This is a genomic window from Janthinobacterium sp. PSPC1-1, assembly GCF_049897625.1.
GTDB lineage: Bacteria > Pseudomonadota > Gammaproteobacteria > Burkholderiales > Burkholderiaceae_D > Janthinobacterium > Janthinobacterium tructae.
Window position 1 is genome coordinate 911709 of sequence record NZ_JAFCWP010000001.1, and the last position, 20424, is coordinate 932132.

The window sequence follows — 20424 nt, forward strand, 5'->3', positions numbered from 1 at the left end:
CACGATTTCCGCTTTTTCTGTTTTCCCCAGTTTATCCCTGCGCTCTGAAACAGCGTTTCAACCGGCTACCGCAATCTGCGAAGCCGGTTTTTTTTTGCCTGCGTTTCCTGCCTCCCGGCAGCACAGCGCCGGGAGCCTTTCTTATCCCGCCTGCTTCGCCAGCCACGCATCGACGGCTGGCAGCCGTTCGGTGCGCAGCTTGATGCGGTACTTGATGCCAGCCACTGAGCTGTCGGCGTCGCCGCGCGCGCCGGCCGGCAGGTGCGCTTGCGCGTACGCTTCCAGTTTGGCGATCATGTCCGGCTGCGCCGAAGCGGCCGCCAGGCGCGGGAAGTAGCGGCTGCGCGAGCTGGCGTCGACGCGTGCATTGACTTGCTCCAGGTGCGCCAGCGCGAAGTCGAAGGCCAGCTCGGGATGCGTGCGTGCCACGCGCGAGATCATGGCCGGGCTGTTGGTCACGCCCGGTTCCTCCGTCAGCGCCAGGGCCAGCGCGCGCTGCGCCAGGGCCGGATCGTCGCTCGATGCCAGCAGGTCGTACAACTGGTTCTTGACCAGCGGCGTCTTTTCCTGCTGAGCCCTGGCGTGCAACTGCTCCCAGGTGGCTGCATCCGCATGCTGCGCCACCACGCCCAGGATGGTGCGGCGCAGCGGCGCGGGCATGGCGGCGGGATCCTGTTCGCTGGCTGCATAGCGGCGGCGCGCCTCTAGCAGTACGCCGGGCTCGCCCATGTCGCCGAGGATGGCAATCAGGTGTCCGCGCAGGGTCGCCACGCTGGATGCTTCGCCCGCGCGTGCTTCCCAACCCGTCTGCGCCATCATCGGCGCCAGGCGCGCCACGGCAAAGCGGCCGAAGGCCTGCTGGCGCGCTTTGCTTTCCACGCTGTCGCCCGCATACTGTTCATACAGGCTGCCCAGGGAGCCGGCCACCCGGCCCAGCACCTGCGGATCGGCCGACAGGGGCGTCGCTTTCACCATTTCCAGGAAGTCGGCCAGGTTTTGCGCGCCCGCCAGGCCCAGCGACTGGCTGTCCGCCAGCAAGCCCAGCTGATCGATCGGCGCCAGGCGCGCAAAGCTGCCGGCCAGCGCGCGCGTGTTGGCGGGCGCGTACACGGTGCGGTAGTAGCCGCTCTGGCCCGCGTTCACCAGCAAGGCGCCGCAGCCGGGCACGTTCAGGGTCGCCTTGCCATTCTTGACCAGCACGCGCGCCTGCTTGTGGCTGCCGACCGTCGAGGCGATCACCGGCACTTTCCACGACAACGGTTTCTTGTCCGGCTGGTCCTTGGAAAATTCCGTCTGCGTCAGGCTCACGCGCGTGCGGCCCTTCCTGCACACGGCGTCGCCCACCGTGATCATCGGTACGCCAGGCTGCAGGGTGAAATCATGGGCGATGGCGCTGACGGGCTTGCCGGCGGCCGCATCGACTTCGCGCCACAGGTCGTCCGACACCGTATTGCCATACGCATGCTTGCGCATGTAGTTGCGCACGGCCGTGCGCCAGGTGTCGGCGCCCACATACGCTTCGAGCATGCGTATCACCGCCTCGCCCTTTTGATAGGTGATGCCGTCGAACGCCTGGCTGGCCTGTTCCACGGTGGCGATACGCTGCACCACCGGGTGCGTGGTGCGCAGCGCGTCCTGGCTCATGGCCGACTCGCGCCCGCCGACGCTTGAGAGGGCCGTGTTCCACTCGGGGTGCAGACGCTCCGTGGTGCGGCTTTCCATCCACGACGCAAAACCTTCGTTGAGCCACAGGTCGTCCCACCAGCGCATGGTGACCAGGTCGCCGAACCACTGGTGCGCCATTTCATGCGACAGCGTGGTGTAGATGTTTTCCTTGTCGGACTGGGTCGAGATGGCCGGGTCGAGCAGCAGGCCGTATTCGAAGGTGAAGACGGCGCCCCAGTTTTCCATGGCGCCGAAGAACTGGCTGCGGCCCGGCGCGGCGATGTTGTCGAGCTTGGGCAGCGCGTAGCGCACGCCAAAATAATCGTTGTATTCGCGCAGCAGGGCGCTTGACTCGTCGAGCGCGAAGCGGCTTTGCGCCAGCGCGCCTTTCTTCGTGATGACGCCTATTTCCGTACCGTCGCTCATGGCCGTGGCGCGCTCGAAGTCGCCCAGGCCGAAGAACAGCAGATACGTCGACATGCGCGGCGTGGTGGCGAAGTACACGTGCTTCATGCCATAGCCCATCTCCTCGCTGCGGGCAATCGGCATGTTGCTGACGGCCATCTGGCTGCTCGGCACGACCACACTGAGATCGAAGGTGGCCTTGTAATCCGGTTCATCCCACGACGGCAGCATGCTGCGCGCATCGGAATTTTCGAACTGCGTGTACAGCGCGCGCTGGCGCCCTTGCGGCGTGTCGTAGTCGAGCGAGAACAGGCCCGTGGCCTGCGTGCCGATCTTGCCGCTGTAATCGATGCGCAACAGGTACTCGCCCTTGGCCAGTGGCTCGGCAAAATGCACGCTGGCCGTCTGCTTGTCTGCATCGAACTCGATCTTGCGCGTCACCTGCTTGCTGCCGCCCTGGCCTTCGATGGCGGCGGCCGTAAACGCCAGGTTCAGGGCATTGAAGGTGATGCTGGCCGTTGGCCTGTCGACGGCCACCTTGATGGCGGCTTCACCCTTGAAGGTGGAGGCGGCGGCGTCCGGCGTGATCGACACGATATAGTGCAAGGGTGTGACGCCGCGCGGCAGCTGCGTGGTGGTCGTGGCGGCATGGCTGGCCGAGGCGTACTTGACAGCGGGAGCGGCGTGGCCAGGGTGGAGTGCGGTGACGGCAGTCAGTGCCAGGACGGCGGCGGCCAGTTGGCTGCGCCGGAAGCGCGGAGTCGGTGTGCGATGCATGGTATGCCCTTGGTTCATGGATAAAACGCCCGCCAGCCGGATAGGCTGCGGGCGTTGATGACGGTTGGGGGACATCGCTGGAACTGGTGGCCAGCGTTCCCGTAGCGCAATCTAAGGTGAAACGGGGGCAAAGTCAACGCGCCAGGGGCGGCGCACGCCTGCCGCGCGCTGGTATGATGGTTGCCTGACTGCATTGCCACAGGCTGGAGCCGCAGTTGACTGTCCAACACCATAACGAGACGAGACCCACGCACATGAAACTGACTATCAGCCCCCGCACGCCCAATCCGCGCCGCGTCACCATGTTCATCGCCGAGAAAGGCATCACCGGCATCGAGGAAGTGGCGCTCGACCTGATGGCGGGCCAGCACCGCGACCCCGCCTTCCTGGCGAAAAACCCGCTGGGCCGCGTGCCCGTGCTGGAACTGGCGGACGGGCGCGTGCTGACCGAGACGCGCGCCATCTGCACCTACCTGGAAGGCTTGCACCCGCAGCCCAACCTGATGGGCGAAGGCTTCGAGGAGCGCGCCTTCATTGAAATGGCCGACCGCCGCGTGGAACTGCACCTGTTCAGCGCCGCCGCCAACTGGGTACGCCATGGACATCCGGCCCTGGTGGCGCTGGAAAACCCGCAGTTTCCCGATTTCGCCACGGCGCAGGCGGGCAAGCTGCGCGAAACGGCGCAATGGCTGGACCAGGTGCTGGCCGGCCGGCCCTACATCGCCGGCGAGCGCTTTACGATTGCCGACATCACGGCCTTCTGCGCGCTGGAATTTGCGCGCGGCCTGATGAAGTACCGGCCGGGCGCGGAAGGGTTACAGAACCTGCAAGCCTACCGCGACCGCATCGCCGAGCGCCCCAGCGCGCAGGTGAAGTAAGCCTTGCCTGCGGCGGCCGCTTTCGCCCGGTAGGTCGGATTGGCGGAACGCGTAATCCGACACCACCACATTACTTCAGCTGCTCCAGCAGGAAGGTGTAGGTCAGCGCCCACATCAGCGCCTGCTGGTCGTTATTGGCGGCGCCCGCATGGCCGCCTTCCGTGTTTTCCCAGTACAGCACGTCGTGGCCTTGCTCTTCCATCTTTGCCACCATCTTGCGCGCATGGCCGGGGTGGACCCGGTCGTCGCGCGTGGAGGTGGTAAACAGCACGCGCGGATACTTTTTGTCCTTGAAGACGTTCTGGTATGGCGAGTACTTGCTGATGTAGGCCCATTGTTCCGGCACGTCCGGGTCGCCGTACTCTCCCATCCACGAGGCGCCCGCCAGCATCTTGTTATAGCGGCGCATGTCGAGCAGCGGCACCTGGCTGACGACGGCGTTGAACAGGTCGGGACGCTGCACCAGCACGGCGCCCGTCAGCAGGCCGCCATTGCTGCCGCCCATGATGCCCAGGTGGCGCGGACTGGTGACCTTGCGCTTGATCAGGTCTTGCGCCACGGAGATGAAGTCGTCATATGCGCGCTGGCGGTTTTCCTTCAAGGCCGCCTGGTGCCAGCGGGGGCCGAATTCGCCGCCGCCGCGGATATTTGCCAGCACGTACACGCCGCCTTTTTCCAGCCACGCCACGCCCGTGGTGCCGCTGTAGCTTGGTTTCAGCGATACTTCAAAGCCGCCGTAGCCATACAGCACGGTGGGGTTGCTGCCGTCTAACTTCGTCTTCTTGTTCATGATGGCGAAATACGGCACCCTGGTGCCATCCTTCGACGTCGATTCGAATTGCTCCACCTTGTACGGCGTCGCGTCGTAGTAGGCGGGCAGCGACTTGATTTTCGTGCGCTTGTCGCTCTGCGCCGTGGCCAGGTACAGGGTGGTCGGGTTGAGGAAGTCCGTCACCGTCAGGAAGTACTGGTCCGAGTCGACGGGATCGAGCGCGCTGACGGCCAGGGTGCCCAGTTTCGGCGCATCGACGGCGCGGCGCTGCCACTTGCCGTTCACGTGGCGCAGTTCCGTCAGGCGGTTCTTGACCTTGTCCAGAGTCGTCACGAGGATGGCTGACTTGGTCGGCGTGACATTGTCCAGCGACGACGTGGCCGTGGGCGCGTACAGCACTTCCAGCTCCTGCTTGCCCTGCATGAAGCCCTTGAAGTCGGTCGCCAGCAATGAGCCTTGCAGGTAGGTCTTGCCGTTCACTTTCCAGTCCGAGCGCAGGGTGATGATCAATTGGTCGCGCACGGTGAAGGCCGTCGCGTCGTCCGGCTTCGGCACTTTCTTCAACTCGGCGCCGTCGCGCAGAAACATTTCGCCGCTGTAGAAATCGATTTGCCGCTCGACGAACTGGTGTTCGTAGCCGGGCGTGAAGTCCTTGTAGGCGCCGGCGCTCAGGTCGTCGGCCTTGGCTTCGTACAGCGTTTGCGCTTGCGCCAGCGGCGTGCCGCGCTGCCACTCTTTGATGATGCGCGGGTAGCCGGAGCTGGTCATCGTGCCGGGGCCGAAATCGGTGGAGACGAACAGGGTGTCCTGGTCGATCCAGCTGGCGCTGCCCTTCGCTTCGGGCAGGGTAAAACCGCCGTCGACAAAGGCGCGTTTTGCCACGTCGTATTCGCGCACCACCTTGGCGTCGCCGCCGCCGCGCGACAGGGAAATGAGGCAGCGTTCGCCCTTCGGATACAGGCAGGACGCGCCGCCCCAGACCCAGTTTTCATGCTCGCCAGCGGCCAGCTGGTCGAGGTCGATCACGGTTTCCCAGGCGGGTTCGGCCAGCTGGTACTGCGCCAGCGTGGTACGGCGCCAGATGCCGCGCACATGCTGGGCGTCGCGCCAGAAATTGTAGTAAAACTCGCCTTCCTTGCTGACGTAGGGAATGCGTTCCTTCGAGTTGAGGATGGTTTTCAGGCGCGCCTGCAGGGCCGGGAAGCCGGGTTGGGCTTCCAATTCTTTGGTGGTGACGGCATTGTGCTGTTTGACCCAGGCCAGCGGCTTGTCGCCGAGGACTTCTTCCAGCCACAGGTGGGGATCAGCCGGAGCAGTGGCAGCGGCGGGCGTGGGTGCTTGTGCATGGGCGATGCCCGCTGCGGCCAGGCCGAGCAGCATGCTGCCGGCGAGATTGCGATATGACGACATGTAGGGTTCCTGGTTGGTCCGATGGAGGCCGCGTTGCAGGCAAAACGGCGCAGCCATGGTGCCATGGATTGCTGTGGGGAACCAGTGTCTATGGACGGCTACTTAAAAAAATAGTTACTTTTCCAATATTGTTTGCTGAAAAAGAGCGAGGCCGTAGAATCTGCGGCGTGTTGGCTCTTCAGGGGGCGCCAGTCCGTGCTGTTGCCCGGCGGACGTTATGGAAGTCAGAGGGCACACGCTTGTCTAGCGATCGCCATGTGTAGCTGCGCCCGTGTCGTTTTGTTTGTCTTTCAGTACTTCAATGCCGAGTACGAAAAAGGGAATAAAAAGCGGCAGGAAATATATCAGCCATCCCGGGATATAGTAGCCTCGTCTCCGTTCATATTCTTCCCATGGTTCCTTGATCGAATTGACCGATGGATGCAGAGGGTCGTAATAAATGGAAAAAGCATGGCCAGGCCTGATATCTGAACACGAGGAAAGCGATAATTCCGCATTAGAAGTCCAGCCGTAATATCTTTTCCCATTGATCACATAGGAATAAGATACCGAGCCATGATTTTCGCATGCCGTACCATTGACAGTCGCTGGGCTGATGACTGCGCGCTCGGCCAGTCCTTGGTATTTTTCCGCTTTTTCATGGCAGCCCACGAGTGGCGTGAGAAGCGCGATGAATGCCAGAATGAATTTAATGGAATGCATGAAAGTAAAATCAAGAATCAGCAGTTTTATTGCATGAGTATAACAACACGACGCCTGCGAAAAAATAATCGATTCGGTGGCTGTTGCCGTACGCTGACCCGCGGCGTTCACGGCAACTGATTGACCCACACGGGCGCCGACCAGACGATATTGCCGTCATCCTGCGTCAGGCGCGCGTAATAGAAGTGCGGGCCGGGCGCGGGCGTGAGGGTGGTCTCGGCCTGGTCCGATATGGCGGTGACGGAGCCGTTGCCGCCCGGCACACCGTGCAAGATGGCGATGGCCGCCGCTTGCCGCCCCGAGCTGTTGCTGAAATGGGTGGCCAGGTGCAGCGGTCCCCGGTTCTCGAAGCGCTCGCCCATCAGCCTGTCATTCGCCGTGAACAGCAGCTGTGCGTGCTTGTCCATGGTGGCAAAGACGCGGCGCGCGCGCAGTGCGTCGATGAAGCTGTCGCGTGTCACGGGCATGCCGGCAGCCGGGTTGGCCACCAGCACGGCCGTGCGGTTGCCGTAGGCGGCGCCCCAGTTGGCGCAGTGGTTGTCCTGGTTGCTGCTGAAGGCCACGTGGTAGCCGGCGGCCAGGGCCCGGTTGCAAGCCGCCTCGTAATTGCTGCGCCGCGTCTCCGTTTCCTTGTCGTTGGTGGAAAAGGCGGACGTGTTCATCACTTCGCACAGCACCATGGCCGCGTCGCCATCTTGTGTGTAGCCCAGCGGCTGGCCGTTGACGAGAAACTGGCCCGTTTGCGCCGGGTGGTTGAACTGGCCCAGCCAGCCCCGTTCGCGCATCAGCGCATACAGGGCGGCGTAGTCGCTTTTCGGCGTTTCCACATCGGCCAGCAATTCTCCGCCGGCATTCCTTTCCCAGCCCAGCAACTGCTCGCTGTTGACAATGTTCAGGTGGCCGCCCTTGTTGATGACGCCCCATTCCATGCCGTACAGGGCCAGGAAGCCCGGGTGGGCAGCCGTATAGGCGGCCGCTTCGGCCAGTCCCGTCTGGTACAAGGCCTTGGCCTCTGCCGGCACGGCGGCGGCGTTGGTGCCGTCCGAACCGTCATACATATGGTTGTGCTCGGAGGCCAGCAAGGCGTCCAGGCCGTGATCTTGCGCATACTTGTACGCATCGATGGGGCCGAAGGGCGCCGTTTGCGGTTCCTGCGCGCCACGGCAAGCGTCCAGAGCCGCGCCGCCGTCGCTGTGGCGCGTCTGGCTGTGCAGGTTGGCGTAGACGATGCGGTAATCCACCTGGCCATCCAGGCGGGACAGGTGTTGCAGGCCGGCCTGGAAGGCGGGCACCTTGGGTGCCGTGCTGGCGCCCCGCTGCACCTGGATGTGCCATTGCTGTTCCACTTGCGCCTCTTGCGGCGTGCCCGCATCGGCCACGGCCAGCAGGCGCAGCTGGTACAAGCCATCGGGTGCCAGCATACGCCGCTTGCGCGCATCGGCGTCGGCGCGGCCATCCCAAGGCAAGTTCACGCTCTTGCCGTCGGCGCCCACCTGTTGCGTGCCCGACCAGCGCCGCAGCACGGCACCTTGCGGGCCGGGGCCGGACAAGGTCAGTGTCCAGTGCACGGCGTGCGTGCGCCCCTCGTCGGGATAGGCGAGCCGCACGACAAACGTGCGCGCCTGCGTGACTCGCTCGCCGCGAGAGGCGTGAAAGGGCGCGAGGACAGTGGCATCGAGTTCGCTGTGTTCCTTCGGCTCTTGCGCGGCGGCAGTGTTGCTCCACGTAATGAGCAACACGCCGGCGCACGCGCAAGCCAGCCACGGTGGCCGCCAGCGGCGCAGTATCTTGACCATCGTGGCCTCCCGTGTCTGCTTCAGATGGCAGTTAGACAAGAATTGCCACGTACTGGTTCCCGCATGCACCAGCAAGTGGCGCCCTTGCACCGTCAGGTGCCATGATCTGGCGCAAAGCCAGCGCAAATGGCGCTGCGTGCCCTCAGGGAAGCTGGCACGGCGCTTGCTACACAAGAGATACGGATCAACGGCGATCCCCTGAATAAACGCACAACGGTCCAACGACGGACCACATGGACAACGGCGTCCGCTCTGGCTGATTTTTTTCATCGGCGGGGGCGGGCGCCGTTTTTGTTTGCATTTTTGTTATTTTCGGGATACTTCGGGAACCTATCATGGCCAGCCAAAAAGCAACGCGCATCGCGCTCTTCTCCCTCGCCACGCCACCCATGCGGGCATTCCACCTGACGTGGATGGCATTTTTCGTGTGTTTCTTCGCCTGGTTCGCCTGTGCGCCGCTGATGCCGGTCATCAAGGGCGAGTTTGGCCTTTCCCTGGCGCAAGTGGCGAACATCAATATCGCGGCCGTCGCCATCACCATCCTCGTGCGCCTGATCGTCGGGCCATTGTGCGACCGCTACGGCCCGCGCAAGACGTACACGGGCTTGCTGCTGCTGGGCGCCATTCCCGTGCTGGGCGTGGCCGCCTCGCAAAGCTATGAAAGCTTTCTGTTCTTTCGCCTGGGCATCGGCGCCGTGGGTGCCAGCTTTGTCATTACGCAATATCACACCTCCGTGATGTTTGCGCCCCGCGTGGTGGGCACGGCGAATGCCGCCGCCGCCGGCTGGGGCAATGCGGGTGGTGGCGCGGCGCAGGCGCTGATGCCGCTGCTGCTCGGCGCCGTGCTGATGCTGGGCGTGTCCGAATCGCTGGGCTGGCGCATCGCCCTGCTGGTGCCGGGCGTGCTGATGCTGGTGATGGCCGTGTTGTACTGGCGCTATACGCAGGATTGCCCTGAAGGCAATTACTCGGACTTGCGCGCCGCCGGCACCGCCATCGAGGGTGGGAAAAAGGGTGGCTGGGCCAGCTTCAAGGCAGCCAGTTCCAACTATCGCGTGTGGCTGCTGTTCGTCACCTACGGCGCCTGCTTCGGCATCGAGATTTTCATCCACAACATCGCCGCCGTGTACTACGTCGACCATTTCGGCCTGTCCCTGAAGTCGGCGGGTCTTGCCGCCGGCAGCTTCGGCTTGCTGGCCCTGTTTGCCCGCGCCCTCGGTGGCTGGATGTCCGACAAGCTGGCCCTGCGCGGCAACCTGAACAGCCGCGTGACCCTGCTGTTCATGCTGATGATCGGCGAAGGCGTGGGCTTGCTGTGGTTTGCGAAAGTCGACAGCGTCACCTATGCCGTCATCGCCATGCTGGTCTTCGGCCTGTTCACCCACATGGCTTGCGGCGCCACGTATGCGCTGGTGCCCTTCATCGACAGTAAGGCGCTGGGCGGCGTGGCCGGCATCATCGGCGCCGGCGGCAACGTGGGCGCCGTGGCGGCCGGCTTCCTGATGAAGGGTACGGGCGACATCCGCCAGACCCTGATCATCTTGAGCGCGCTGGTGGTGATCTCTGCCCTGTGCGCCATCGCCGCCCGTTTCACTGGTCTGGCGGCCGAACCGAACATGGCTGCGGCCTGAGGAGACAAGCATGAACCACCCCTTGAACATCGTCGTCCTCGGCCATGGCATGGTCGGGCACAAATTCCTCGAACGCCTGGCCCTGGAAAACGCGCCGCACCTGCACGTCACGGTCTTGTGCGAAGAACCGCGCCCCGCCTACGATCGCGTGCACCTGTCCGAATTTTTCAACGGCAAATCGGCCGAGGATCTGTCGCTGGTGGCACCCGGCTTCTTCGACAAGGGCAACGTCGTCCTGAAACTGAATGCGCGGGCCGTGTCCATCGACCGCGTGGCGAAAAGCGTCACCGTCAGCACGGGCGAAGTGCTGGCCTACGACAAGCTGGTGTTCGCCACCGGTTCCACGCCGTTCGTGCCGCCGCTGCCGGGCAAGGAGCGCGATGGCTGCTTCGTCTACCGCACCATCGAAGACCTGGAAGCCATGCTGGCCTGGGGCGCCAAGTCCACCACGGGCGTGGTCATCGGCGGCGGGCTGCTGGGCCTCGAATGCGCGAAGGCCTTGCGCGATTTGAAACTCGACACCCATGTGGTGGAATTCGCCCCGCGCCTGATGGCCGTGCAAGTCGATGAAGGCGGCGCGCGCGTCCTGCGCCGCAAGATCGAGGAACTGGGCGTGACCGTGCACACGCAAAAGAACACCTTGGCCATCGTCGACGGCGAGGCGGCCACGCATCGCATGCAGTTCGCCGACGGCAGCCACCTGGAAGCGGACATGATCGTCTTCTCGGCCGGCATCCGTCCCCGTGACGAACTGGCGCGCGCCTGCGGCCTGGACGTGGGGCCGCGCGGCGGCATCGCCATCAACGACAGCTGCGTCACCTCCGACCCGGATATTTATGCGATCGGCGAATGCGCGCTGTGGGGCGGCCTGGTGTTCGGCCTGGTGGCGCCCGGCTATGAAATGGCGCGCATCGCGGCGCGCCACCTGTTGCAGGAAGAGGGCGAAGCGTCGTTCAAGGGCGCCGACATGAGCACCAAGCTCAAGTTGATGGGCGTGGACGTGGCCAGCCTGGGCGACCCGCACGGCAATGCGCCGGGCAGCCGCTCCTACCAGTTCATGGATGAGCGCAAGCAGATCTACAAGAAGATCGTCGTCTCCGATTGCGGCAAGTACCTGCTGGGCGGCGTGATGGTGGGCGACGCCAGCGAATACGGCACGCTCTTGCAAATGATGTTGAATAAAATCGAGCTGCCGGCATCCCCCGAATTCCTGATCCTGCCGCAGGCCGACGGCCAGCAAAAGGTGGGCCTGGGCGTCGATGCCTTGCCCGATGCGGCGCAAATCTGCTCGTGCAACGACGTCTCGAAAGGTGCGCTGTGCGCGGCCGTGGCCGAGGGCGCCACCAGCATCGGCGCGCTCAAAAGCTGCACCAAGGCGGGCACCGCCTGCGGCGGCTGCGTGCCCCTGGTGACGCAGATCATGAAGGCGGAAATGCAGAAGCAGGGCCTGATGGTGAACAACCACGTGTGCGAGCACTTTGCCTACTCGCGCCAGGAATTGCACCACCTGGTGCGCGTCGGCAAGATCCGCAGCTTCGGAGAACTCCTGGGCGCGCATGGCCAGGGTCTCGGCTGCGATGTGTGCAAGCCCGTGGCGGCAAATATCCTGGCCTCGTGCTGGAACGATTTCGTCCTGTCGCCCGTGCACGCCAGCCTGCAGGACAGTAACGATTACTTTCTCGGCAATATCCAGAAGGATGGCACGTATTCGGTGGTGCCGCGCATGCCGGGCGGCGAAGTGACGGCCGACGGCCTGATCGCCGTGGGCACGGTGGCGAAGAAATACGGCCTGTACACCAAGATCACGGGCGGCCAGCGGGTCGACCTGTTCGGTGCGCGCGTCGATCAATTGCCGGCCATCTGGGAAGAGCTGATCGGGGCCGGCTTCGAATCGGGCCACGCCTACGGCAAATCCTTGCGCACGGTGAAATCATGCGTCGGTTCCACCTGGTGCCGCTATGGCGTGGCCGACAGCGTGGGTTTTGCGATCCAGCTGGAAAATCGCTACAAGGGCTTGCGCACGCCGCACAAGATCAAGTTCGGCGTCTCCGGCTGCACGCGCGAATGCGCCGAGGCGCAAGGCAAGGATATCGGCCTGATCGCCACGGAAAAGGGCTGGAACCTGTACGTGTGCGGCAATGGCGGCATGAAGCCGCGCCACGCGGAACTGCTGGCGTCCGATCTCGATGAAGCGACCCTGGTGCGCTATGTCGACCGCTTCCTGATGTTTTACGTGCGCACGGCCGACCGCCTGCAGCGCACCAGCGTGTGGCGTGACAACCTGGAAGGGGGCCTCGATTACCTCAAGCGCGTCATCATTGACGACAGCCTGGGCTTGGGCGCCGAACTGGAAGCGGAGATGCAGCACGTGGTCGACACCTACGCCTGTGAATGGAAAGCGGCCGTCACCGACCCCGCCGTGCGCCAGCGCTTCCGCCACTTCGTCAACAGCGAGAAGCACGATGAAAACGTGGTGTTCGTGGAGGAGCGGGGCCAGATCCGGCCCGCCACGCCGAGTGAACGCCGCAGCAGCGTGATCCCCATCCTTGCCGTGGAGGCTTGAGCCATGAACGCGATGAATGAACTGTCCGGCGCCAGCGCCGACAACTGGGTGGCCATCTGCCCCTTGACCGACATCGTGCCCGACACGGGCGTGTGCGCATTGTTGAACGGGCGCCACGTGGCCGTGTTCCGCGTCGGCGATGCCGCGCCGCGCGTGTACGCGATCGACAATGTCGACCCGAACGCGGGCGCTTCCGTGCTCTCGCGGGGCCTGGTGGGCAGCATCGGCGAGCGCGTCGTCGTCGCCTCGCCCATCTACAAGCAGCACTTCGACCTGGCCAGCGGCGAGTGTCTGGAAGCGCCCGAGCATTCGGTCGCCGCCTGGCCGGCGCGCGTGTTCGGCGGCATGGTATGGGTGGCGCTGTGAACACCGCCGCGCGGCCATCTTTAGTCGTGGTCGGCAATGGCATGGCCGGCATGCGCACGGTCGAGGAGTTGCTGAAACTGGCCCCCGACCTGTACGACATCACCGTGTTCGGCGCCGAACCGCATGGCAATTACAACCGCATTTTGCTGTCTCCCGTACTGGCCGGTGAAAAGACGGTGGACGACATCATGCTGCACACGCGCCACTGGTATGCGCAAAACGGCATCACCCTGCACGCGGGCGACCCCGTGGTGCGCATCGACCGCCAGGCGCGAAAGGTAGAGGCGCGGTCCGGCGTCACGGTAGCCTACGACCGGTTGCTGCTGGCCACCGGCTCGACGCCGTTCATCGTGCCCGTGCCGGGCCACGCGCTGCCCGGCGTGATCGGTTTTCGCGATATCAGCGACGTCGACACCATGCTGCAGGCGGCGCGCACGCACCGCCACGCGGTGGTCATCGGCGGCGGCCTGCTGGGGCTGGAAGCGGCCAACGGCTTGCAGCGCCAGGGCATGGATGTGACGGTGGTGCACATGAGCGGCGCCCTGATGAACCAGCAGCTGGACGCACCCGCATCGATGCTGCTGAAAACGGCGCTGGAAGCGCGCGGCCTGCGGTTTTTGATGCAGGCGCAAACGGCGGAAATCCTTGGCACCGACCGGGTGCAGGGTGTTCGCTTTGCCGACGGTACGTCGATCCCGGCCGACCTGGTGGTGATGACGGCCGGCGTGCGCCCCAACATCGCGCTGGCGCAAGCGGCCGGCCTGCACTGCGAGCGGGCCATCGTCGTCGATGACTGCCTGCAAAGCTATGACCCGCGCGTGTACGCGGTGGGCGAATGCGTGCAGCACCGCCGCGCCACCTTCGGCCTGGTGGCGCCAATATGGGAACAGGCGCGCGTGTGCGGTGCGCACCTGGCCGGCGCGGGACACCGGCGCTACGTGCAGCAGGCCAGCGCCACCAAATTGAAAGTGACGGGCATCGACCTGTACTCGGCCGGCGACATCATCGGCGGCGAGGGCAGCGAAGACCTGGTGCTGCGCGATCCGCGTCGCGGTGTCTACAAGCGCCTGGTGGTGCAGGGCAGCCGCCTGGTGGGCGCCGTACTGTATGGCGAGGTGCAGGACGGTCCCTGGTATTTCGACCTGATCCAGCAGCGCCGCGACATCAGCGCGCTGCGCTCCCATTTATTGTTTGGCCAGGCCCTGTGCGGCCAGGCTGCCTGACAGGACATCTCATGACAAGCTGCACGCCCGTAAAAACCACTTGCCCGTACTGCGGCGTCGGCTGCGGCGTGGAAGCGACACGCTTGCCCGATGGCGCCATCCGCATCGCCGGCGACGCCGCGCACCCGGCCAACCTGGGGCGCCTGTGCGTGAAAGGCTCGGCGCTGGGCGACACCCTGGATCTGGACAACCGTTTGCTGCAGCCGCAGGTGCGCGTCGAGGGCGTCTTGCAGCCGGCTTCCTGGGATGCCGCGCTGGACCGGGTGGCCGGCGGCTTGCGCGCCATCATCGATGCACACGGACCCGACGCCGTCGCCCTGTATGTCTCGGGCCAGCTGCTGACGGAAGATTATTACGTGGCCAACAAGTTCATGAAGGGCTATGTGGGCAGCGCGAATATCGACACCAATTCGCGCCTGTGCATGTCGTCGGCCGTGGCTGGACACAAGCGCGCGTTCGGCGAGGATATCGTGCCGGGCTGCTATGAAGACCTGGAACTGGCCGACATGGTGGTGCTGGTGGGGTCGAACACGGCCTGGTGCCATCCGATCCTGTTTCAGCGCATCGCCCGCATCCGGGAAACCCGGCCGGAGATGAAACTGGTGGTGATCGACCCGCGCCGCACGGCCACCTGCGAGCTGGCCGATGTTCATTTGCCCGTGAAGCCGGGTACCGACGTGTGGCTGTTCAACGGCTTGCTGTGCTATCTGGCGCAGGCAGGCGTGATCGACGATGCGTTCGTCACGCAGCACAGTGCGGGACTGGATGCGGCGCTGGCGGCCGCGCACGTGGATTGCAGCGACCCCTTGCAGGTGGCGAAAATCTGCAAGGTCGATGCGCACGCCTTGCTGGCGTTTTACCAGGCGTTTGCCGCCACGCGCAAGGTCGTCACGGCCTTTTCGCAGGGCGTGAACCAGTCATCGAGCGGCACGGACAAGGTCAACAGCATCATCAACTGCCATCTGGCGACAGGGCGCATCGGCCAGCCCGGCATGGGGCCGTTTTCGCTGACGGGCCAGCCGAACGCCATGGGCGGACGCGAAGTGGGGGGGCTAGCCAATATGCTGGCCGGCCACCTGGAACTGGATAATCCCCTGCACCGCGACACCGTGCAAACGTTCTGGGACTCGCCGCGTATCGCTAACAAGCCTGGCCTGAAAGCCGTGGACCTGTTCCACGCGATCGAATCGGGCAAGGTCAAAGCTGTGTGGATCATCGCCACCAATCCCCTGGTCAGCATGCCGGACGCGGACCAGGTGCGCCGCGCGCTGGCCAAGTGCGAACTGGTGGTGGTGTCGGACATCAGCGCCGAATCGGACACGAATGCGCATGCCGATGTGCTGCTGCCTGCGCTGGGCTGGGGCGAGAAAGATGGAACGGTGACCAATTCCGAGCGGCGCATCTCGCGCCAGCGCGCCTTCTTGCCGGTGCCCGGCGCGGCGCGCGCCGATTGGGACGTGCTGTGCGAGGTGGCCACGCGCATGGGCTATGCTGGCTTCGATTTTACCTCGCCGCAGGCTATCTTCGACGAACACGCGCGCCTGTCCACCTTCCGCAATGTGGGCGAGCAGGCGCGCCTGTTCAATCTGGCTGGCCTCGACAAGCTGGATGCGGCGCAATACGACGCCCTGGCGCCGCAGCAGTGGCCGCAGGGCAGGGCACGGCTGTTCGGCGATGGCCGTTTCGCCCATGTGGATGGCCGCGCGCGTTTCGTGCCGACGCCGCCGCGCGCACCGCGCAATGCGCCCGACGAAGAGTATCCGCTGATCCTCAACACGGGCCGGGTGCGCGACCAGTGGCATACGATGACGCGCACGGGCAAGGCGCCGAAATTGTCCGGTCACGTCGCCGAGGCCTTCATCGACCTCCACCCGCAGGATGCGCTGCTGTACAGCGTGCGCGAAGGCGAGCTGGCGCGCATTTCCAGCGCCTGGGGCGCGATGGTGGCGCGCGTCGTGCACGGCGGCGGCATCGCGCGCGGCCAGGTCTTCGTGCCGATCCACTGGAGCGACGCGAATGCGTCCGATGCGCGCGTGGGCGCCGTCGTCAACCCGGTCGTCGATCCCGTCTCGGGCGAGCCCGAATTCAAGCACACGCCCGTGCGCATCGAGCAGTTCCGCGTGCACTGGCATGCTTTCGTGTTGAGCCGCACGCCCTTGAACCTGGACGGCGTGGCGCACTGGACGCGCATCCAGGGCGAGCAGTTCCTGCGCTACGAGTTGGCGGGCCGCCAGCGCATCGGGGATCTCGGCGCCTGGGCGCGCGCGCTGCTCGGCGTCACGGACGACAATGCCGACTGGCTCGATTATGCCGACGCCAGCGCCGGCGTGTACCGCGCCGTGCACCTGGACGAAGGGCGCATCGCGCAATGCGTGTATGTCTCGCCCCGCCCCGACCTGCCGTCGCGCAGCTGGCTGGCGGGCCTGTTTGCGCATGCGCAAATGGATGCGGCGGACCGCGCCGGCGTGCTGCTGGGCCAGCCCATCGGCAAGGGCGTCGACGCCGGGCCCACTGTGTGCTCGTGCTTTGGCGTGGGGCGCAACACCATTTGTGCCGCCATCGTGGATCAAAAGCTGACGACGACGGCGCAGGTGACGGCCTGCGTCAAGGCGGGCGGCAATTGCGGCTCCTGCGTGCCCGAGATACGACAGTTGCTGTTTGAGGTGCGCAGCGCGGCCTGAAAATCTGTCCTTTCCGGCACGGCTTTGTTATATTGCCAGCTCTATAATAGAGAGGCAGTGTGATGACAGTAGCACAACACCCCACGGTCTGGCTGACGGGCTTGAGCGGCGCCGGCAAGACCAGCATCGCGCTGGCGCTGGCGCAAGCGCTCAAGGCGCAGGGCCGCGCCGTGGCGCTGCTCGACGGCGACCAGCTGCGCCATGGCCTGAACCGCGACCTCGGTTTTACACCGCAAGACCGGCATGAAAACATCCGCCGCACGGCCGAAGTGGCGCGCCTGATGAACGCGGCGGGATTGACCGTCATCGCCGCCTTCATTTCGCCGTACCGCACCGACCGGGCCATGGCCGCCGACATCGTCGGCGCGGCGCATTTCATCGAGGTCCACGTCAGCACGCCGCTGGCCGTGTGCGAGGCGCGCGATCCCAAGGGCTTGTATGCGAAGGCGCGCGCGGGGCAGCTGGCGCAATTCACGGGCATTTCCGCGCCTTATGAAGCGCCGCTGGCTGCCGCGCTGACCCTGGACACGGGCATGCTGGCGCTGGACGAGTCGGTCGAGCGCCTGTGCCGGCATTTGCAGCAGCGACTGTGACGGCGTGATGACGATGCGTATGAGATTGCGCAAACTGCTGCGCCGACGCCTGCCTGCCAGCCTGAAGGCGCGCATGAGCGTGGTCGTCTTCCTGCTCGTGCTGGCGGCAGTGGCCTCGCTGGCACTGGCCACCCTGAGCGTGGCCGAGCGCGGCATGCGCGACGTGACGGGACGCCAGCAGTATGTATCGCTGGCCAGCGCCGCCGTTTTCATCGATGAAGAACTTGACGCGAAGCGCAATGTGCTGCGTGCGATGGCGGATAGCCTGGCGGCCAGCGGCGCGCACGATGGCGCCGGCCTGCAGCGCTTCCTGGCCGCGCAAACGGTGCTGGGCAAGGAGTTCTACACGGCCGGCGTGGCGGCCACCGATGGCTCCCTGCTGGCCAGCATGGGCCCCGTCAAGCCGCAGGCGGGGATGAACCTGAAAGGCCGCCCGTATTTCGACCAGACGCTGGCGACCCGGCGTTCGGTGATTTCCGCGCCGCTCAACGGCAGCATTTCGGGCATGCCGCTGGTGGTGGTGACGCAGCCCGTGTTCGACGCGCACGGCGCCATGCGCTATGTGCTGGCGGCCAGCGTGAACCTGCGCCAGCCCGATTTCCTGGGGCGCCTGGGCGCACTCAAGCCGGGCACGGGCGGCTATCTGTACATCATGACCAGCGAAGGCGTCATCGTCGAGCATCCCGACAAGTCGCGCATCATGCAGCATATCGACGCGCATGGCCGCATCAGCGAACCGACGCGGCGCGCCCTGCAGGGCTTCGAGGGCTGGCTGACGGGCACCACCACGCAAGGCGTCGATGCCTTGTTTGCCTATCACCGCATCGCCTCGACGGGCTGGATACTGGCGTCCGTTTATCCCATGAGCGACGCGTTCGCGCCGCTGCACGCCATCCGCAGCAAGATCCTGCTGGCCGCCGTGCTGCTGGCGGCGCTGTCGGGCCTGGCCGGCTGGCGCGTGGTGCTGCGCCTGTTGCAGCCTTTGGAGCGCCTGCGCCACCATGTGCATGAAATCCGGCGCCAGCGCCTGGGCATCGAGGCGCTGCAAATCGAGCGGCGCGACGAGATCGGCGACTTGAGCCGCGATTTTTACTCGCTGGTGGCCGAGCGCGAAATCGCCGAGGCGCAGACGCGCGACAGCGAACGGCGCTTGAAGCTGCTGACGGACCATGTCCCCGTGGTGATCGTCTACATCGACCGCGAGCACCGCTACCAGTTCATCAACGCCACGTTTGAAAAATGGTTCGGCCGGTCGCGCAAGGAAAGCATGATGCAGTCGATACGCGACGTGCTGGGCGAAGAAGCGTATCAATTGCGCGAAGCCTACCTGCAGCGCGCCTTCTCGGGCGAGGCGGTCGAATATGAATTCACCATCGACGGCGAGGGGGAGGCGGGCCGGCGCTCCTTCCAGACCAGCTATGTGCCCGATGTGGGCGAGAGCGGCGCGGTGGAAGGCGTGTATGGCCTGATCCACGAAATCACCAAGACCAAGGCGGAGCATACGGCGCTGCAGTTTGCCGCCGCCACCGACACCCTGACGGGCATCGCCAACCGGCGCCGCTTCGACGAACAGCTGGCGCAAAGCATGCAGCGCACGCGCGTGGCGCGCGCGCCCATGGCGCTGGCCTATCTCGATATCGACCGCTTCAAGGCCATCAACGACAGCCTGGGACACAAAACGGGCGACGAGGTGCTGAAGGAATTCGCCGCGCGTCTGGTGCGCAGCGTGCGCGCCAGCGACCTGGTGGCGCGCCTGGCCGGCGATGAATTCGTGATCATTTTCGAAGGCGTGAACGGCGCGGCCGAAGTGCGCCAGATCGGCGCGAAGATCATCGACGCCATCCGCCAGCCCTTCGAGCTGGCCAGCGGCCCGCTGCCGGTGACGACCAGCATCGGCATCGCCATCTTCCGCGAAGGCGCGCTGACGCCGGCGCAGTTGCTGGACCAGGCGGACCAGGCCCTGTATGCCGCCAAGGGGCAGGGCCGCGACGGCGTGGCGCTGCGCGAGGCGGCCCCGTAGGTATTACAGGGTGGCAGTCCAGTGGTCGAGCTGCTGCGTGGTGGCCGTGACGCCGCCGCAGACGATGACCAGCACATTGCGGTAGGGCGCCAGTTGCGGCACCTTGCCGTAGACGGCCGCCAGGGCCGCGCCGCAGGCCGGCTCCACCACCAGGCGCTGGTCGTCAATAAAACGCTGGCAGGCATCGACGGCGGCCTTGTCCGACACCACCACGCTGTGCAGCAGGCGCGTCTGGCTGATGGCGTAGGCTTGCGCGCACACCTGGCGCGCGGCCAGCGAAGTGGCGATGCTGCTCACGGCGGGCAGGGCCACGTGGTCGCGCGCGGCCACGGCGGCGGCCAGCGAGGCCGCGCCTTCGGTTTCCACGGCCACCAGGGCCACGTCGTCCCAGCCGTTGCGCTGCAAGCCTTCGGCCACGCCGGCCAGCAGGCCGCCGCCGCCCACCGATAGCACCACCGCGTCCGGTTTCAGGCCAGCGCTGGCCACTTCATCGATCATGCCTGCATGGCCCTGCCACAGCAGCGGGTCGTCGAACGGATGCAGGAAAGCGTCTTGCGGCGTTAGCATGGCTTGCGCCAGCGCGTTGGCCTCTTGCCAGGCGGCGCCGTGCACGATGACTTCGGCGCCTTCCTGCGCGATCAGGGCCCTGGCCCGCGCGCTGGTCGTTTCCGGCACCACGACGATGACGGGAATGCCCAGCTGGCGTCCCGCATAGGCGACGGCGATGCCGGCATTGCCGCCGGAAGAGGAGATGAAACGGCTGGCGCCGCGCCGCGCGTATTCTTCGCAGGCGAGGCCGATGCCGCGGATCTTGAAGGAGCCGGGCGGCTGCAAGGCTTCGAGCTTGAGCCAGATGGCGCGTTCGCTGTGCAGGCTCAGGGCGCGCGAGTTGAGCAGAGGGGTTTCGATGTGCAGGGCCATGCGTGTTCCTGGTAAACGGTC

Annotated in this window: 12 protein-coding genes and 1 pseudogene; 8 read left to right on the plus strand and 5 right to left on the minus strand. The window is 65.3% G+C overall.

Annotation, left to right across the window (positions count from 1 at the left end):
- Positions 1-141: 141 nt before the first annotated feature.
- Positions 142-2847: a M1 family metallopeptidase gene (locus ACP7EG_RS04095; RefSeq protein WP_426086522.1), complete on the minus strand. Its 2706-nt coding sequence runs from the start codon at positions 2845-2847 to the stop codon at positions 142-144.
- A gap of 254 nt (positions 2848-3101) precedes the next feature.
- Between ACP7EG_RS04095 and ACP7EG_RS04100 the strand changes: the two genes are divergently transcribed.
- Positions 3102-3725 (plus strand): glutathione S-transferase family protein, encoded by a 624-nt coding sequence (locus tag ACP7EG_RS04100; protein ID WP_426086523.1) that lies wholly within the window; start codon positions 3102-3104, stop codon positions 3723-3725.
- 70 nt (positions 3726-3795) lie between these two features.
- Here ACP7EG_RS04100 and ACP7EG_RS04105 read toward each other — a convergent pair whose 3' ends face one another.
- From ACP7EG_RS04105 to ACP7EG_RS04115, 3 genes are all read right to left on the minus strand, one after another.
- Positions 3796-5907, minus strand: a complete 2112-nt coding sequence (locus tag ACP7EG_RS04105) for a prolyl oligopeptidase family serine peptidase (RefSeq protein WP_426086524.1) — start codon at positions 5905-5907, stop codon at positions 3796-3798.
- 243 nt (positions 5908-6150) lie between these two features.
- Complete coding sequence (locus ACP7EG_RS04110; RefSeq protein WP_426086525.1) at positions 6151-6720, minus strand: hypothetical protein; 570 nt, start codon at positions 6718-6720, stop codon at positions 6151-6153.
- Positions 6717-8405 carry a CehA/McbA family metallohydrolase gene (locus ACP7EG_RS04115; RefSeq protein ID WP_426086526.1) on the minus strand — a complete coding sequence of 563 codons (1689 nt, stop codon included), beginning with the start codon at positions 8403-8405 and terminating at the stop codon, positions 6717-6719. Before ACP7EG_RS04115 ends, ACP7EG_RS04110 begins: the two co-directional genes overlap by 4 nt.
- Positions 8406-8740: 335 nt before the next feature.
- Here ACP7EG_RS04115 and ACP7EG_RS04120 point away from each other — a divergent pair, with 335 nt between their 5' ends.
- The 7 genes and pseudogenes from ACP7EG_RS04120 to ACP7EG_RS04150 all read left to right on the plus strand — a co-directional run bounded on the left by ACP7EG_RS04120 (position 8741) and on the right by ACP7EG_RS04150 (position 19482).
- The gene (locus ACP7EG_RS04120) at positions 8741-10036 is read left to right on the plus strand and encodes an MFS transporter (RefSeq protein ID WP_426086527.1); all 1296 of its coding nucleotides are present in this window, start codon (positions 8741-8743) and stop codon (positions 10034-10036) included.
- Between the two features lie 10 nt (positions 10037-10046).
- Positions 10047-12599: a nitrite reductase large subunit NirB gene (gene nirB, locus ACP7EG_RS04125; RefSeq protein ID WP_426086528.1), complete on the plus strand. Its 2553-nt coding sequence runs from the start codon at positions 10047-10049 to the stop codon at positions 12597-12599.
- A gap of 12 nt (positions 12600-12611) precedes the next feature.
- Positions 12612-12965, plus strand: a complete 354-nt coding sequence (gene nirD / locus ACP7EG_RS04130; RefSeq protein WP_426087131.1) for a nitrite reductase small subunit NirD — start codon at positions 12612-12614, stop codon at positions 12963-12965.
- Positions 12950-14188: an NAD(P)/FAD-dependent oxidoreductase gene (locus tag ACP7EG_RS04135; RefSeq protein ID WP_426086529.1), complete on the plus strand. Its 1239-nt coding sequence runs from the start codon at positions 12950-12952 to the stop codon at positions 14186-14188. The genes nirD and ACP7EG_RS04135 overlap by 16 nt, the downstream gene beginning before the upstream one ends.
- An 11-nt stretch (positions 14189-14199) precedes the next feature.
- A complete protein-coding gene (locus tag ACP7EG_RS04140; protein ID WP_426086530.1) occupies positions 14200-16869 on the plus strand; it encodes a molybdopterin-dependent oxidoreductase in 2670 nt (889 codons plus the stop codon).
- An 83-nt stretch (positions 16870-16952) separates the two neighbouring features.
- A pseudogene (gene cysC, locus ACP7EG_RS04145) lies at positions 16953-17462 on the plus strand (adenylyl-sulfate kinase); the annotation flags it as partial.
- Between the two features lie 19 nt (positions 17463-17481).
- The gene (locus ACP7EG_RS04150; protein ID WP_426086531.1) at positions 17482-19482 is read left to right on the plus strand and encodes a diguanylate cyclase domain-containing protein; all 2001 of its coding nucleotides are present in this window, start codon (positions 17482-17484) and stop codon (positions 19480-19482) included.
- A 3-nt stretch (positions 19483-19485) separates the two neighbouring features.
- Here the strand turns inward: ACP7EG_RS04150 and ACP7EG_RS04155 are convergent, their stop codons facing one another.
- Positions 19486-20403 carry a pyridoxal-phosphate dependent enzyme gene (locus ACP7EG_RS04155; RefSeq protein ID WP_426086532.1) on the minus strand — a complete coding sequence of 306 codons (918 nt, stop codon included), beginning with the start codon at positions 20401-20403 and terminating at the stop codon, positions 19486-19488.
- Between the last annotated feature and the right edge of the window lie 21 nt (positions 20404-20424).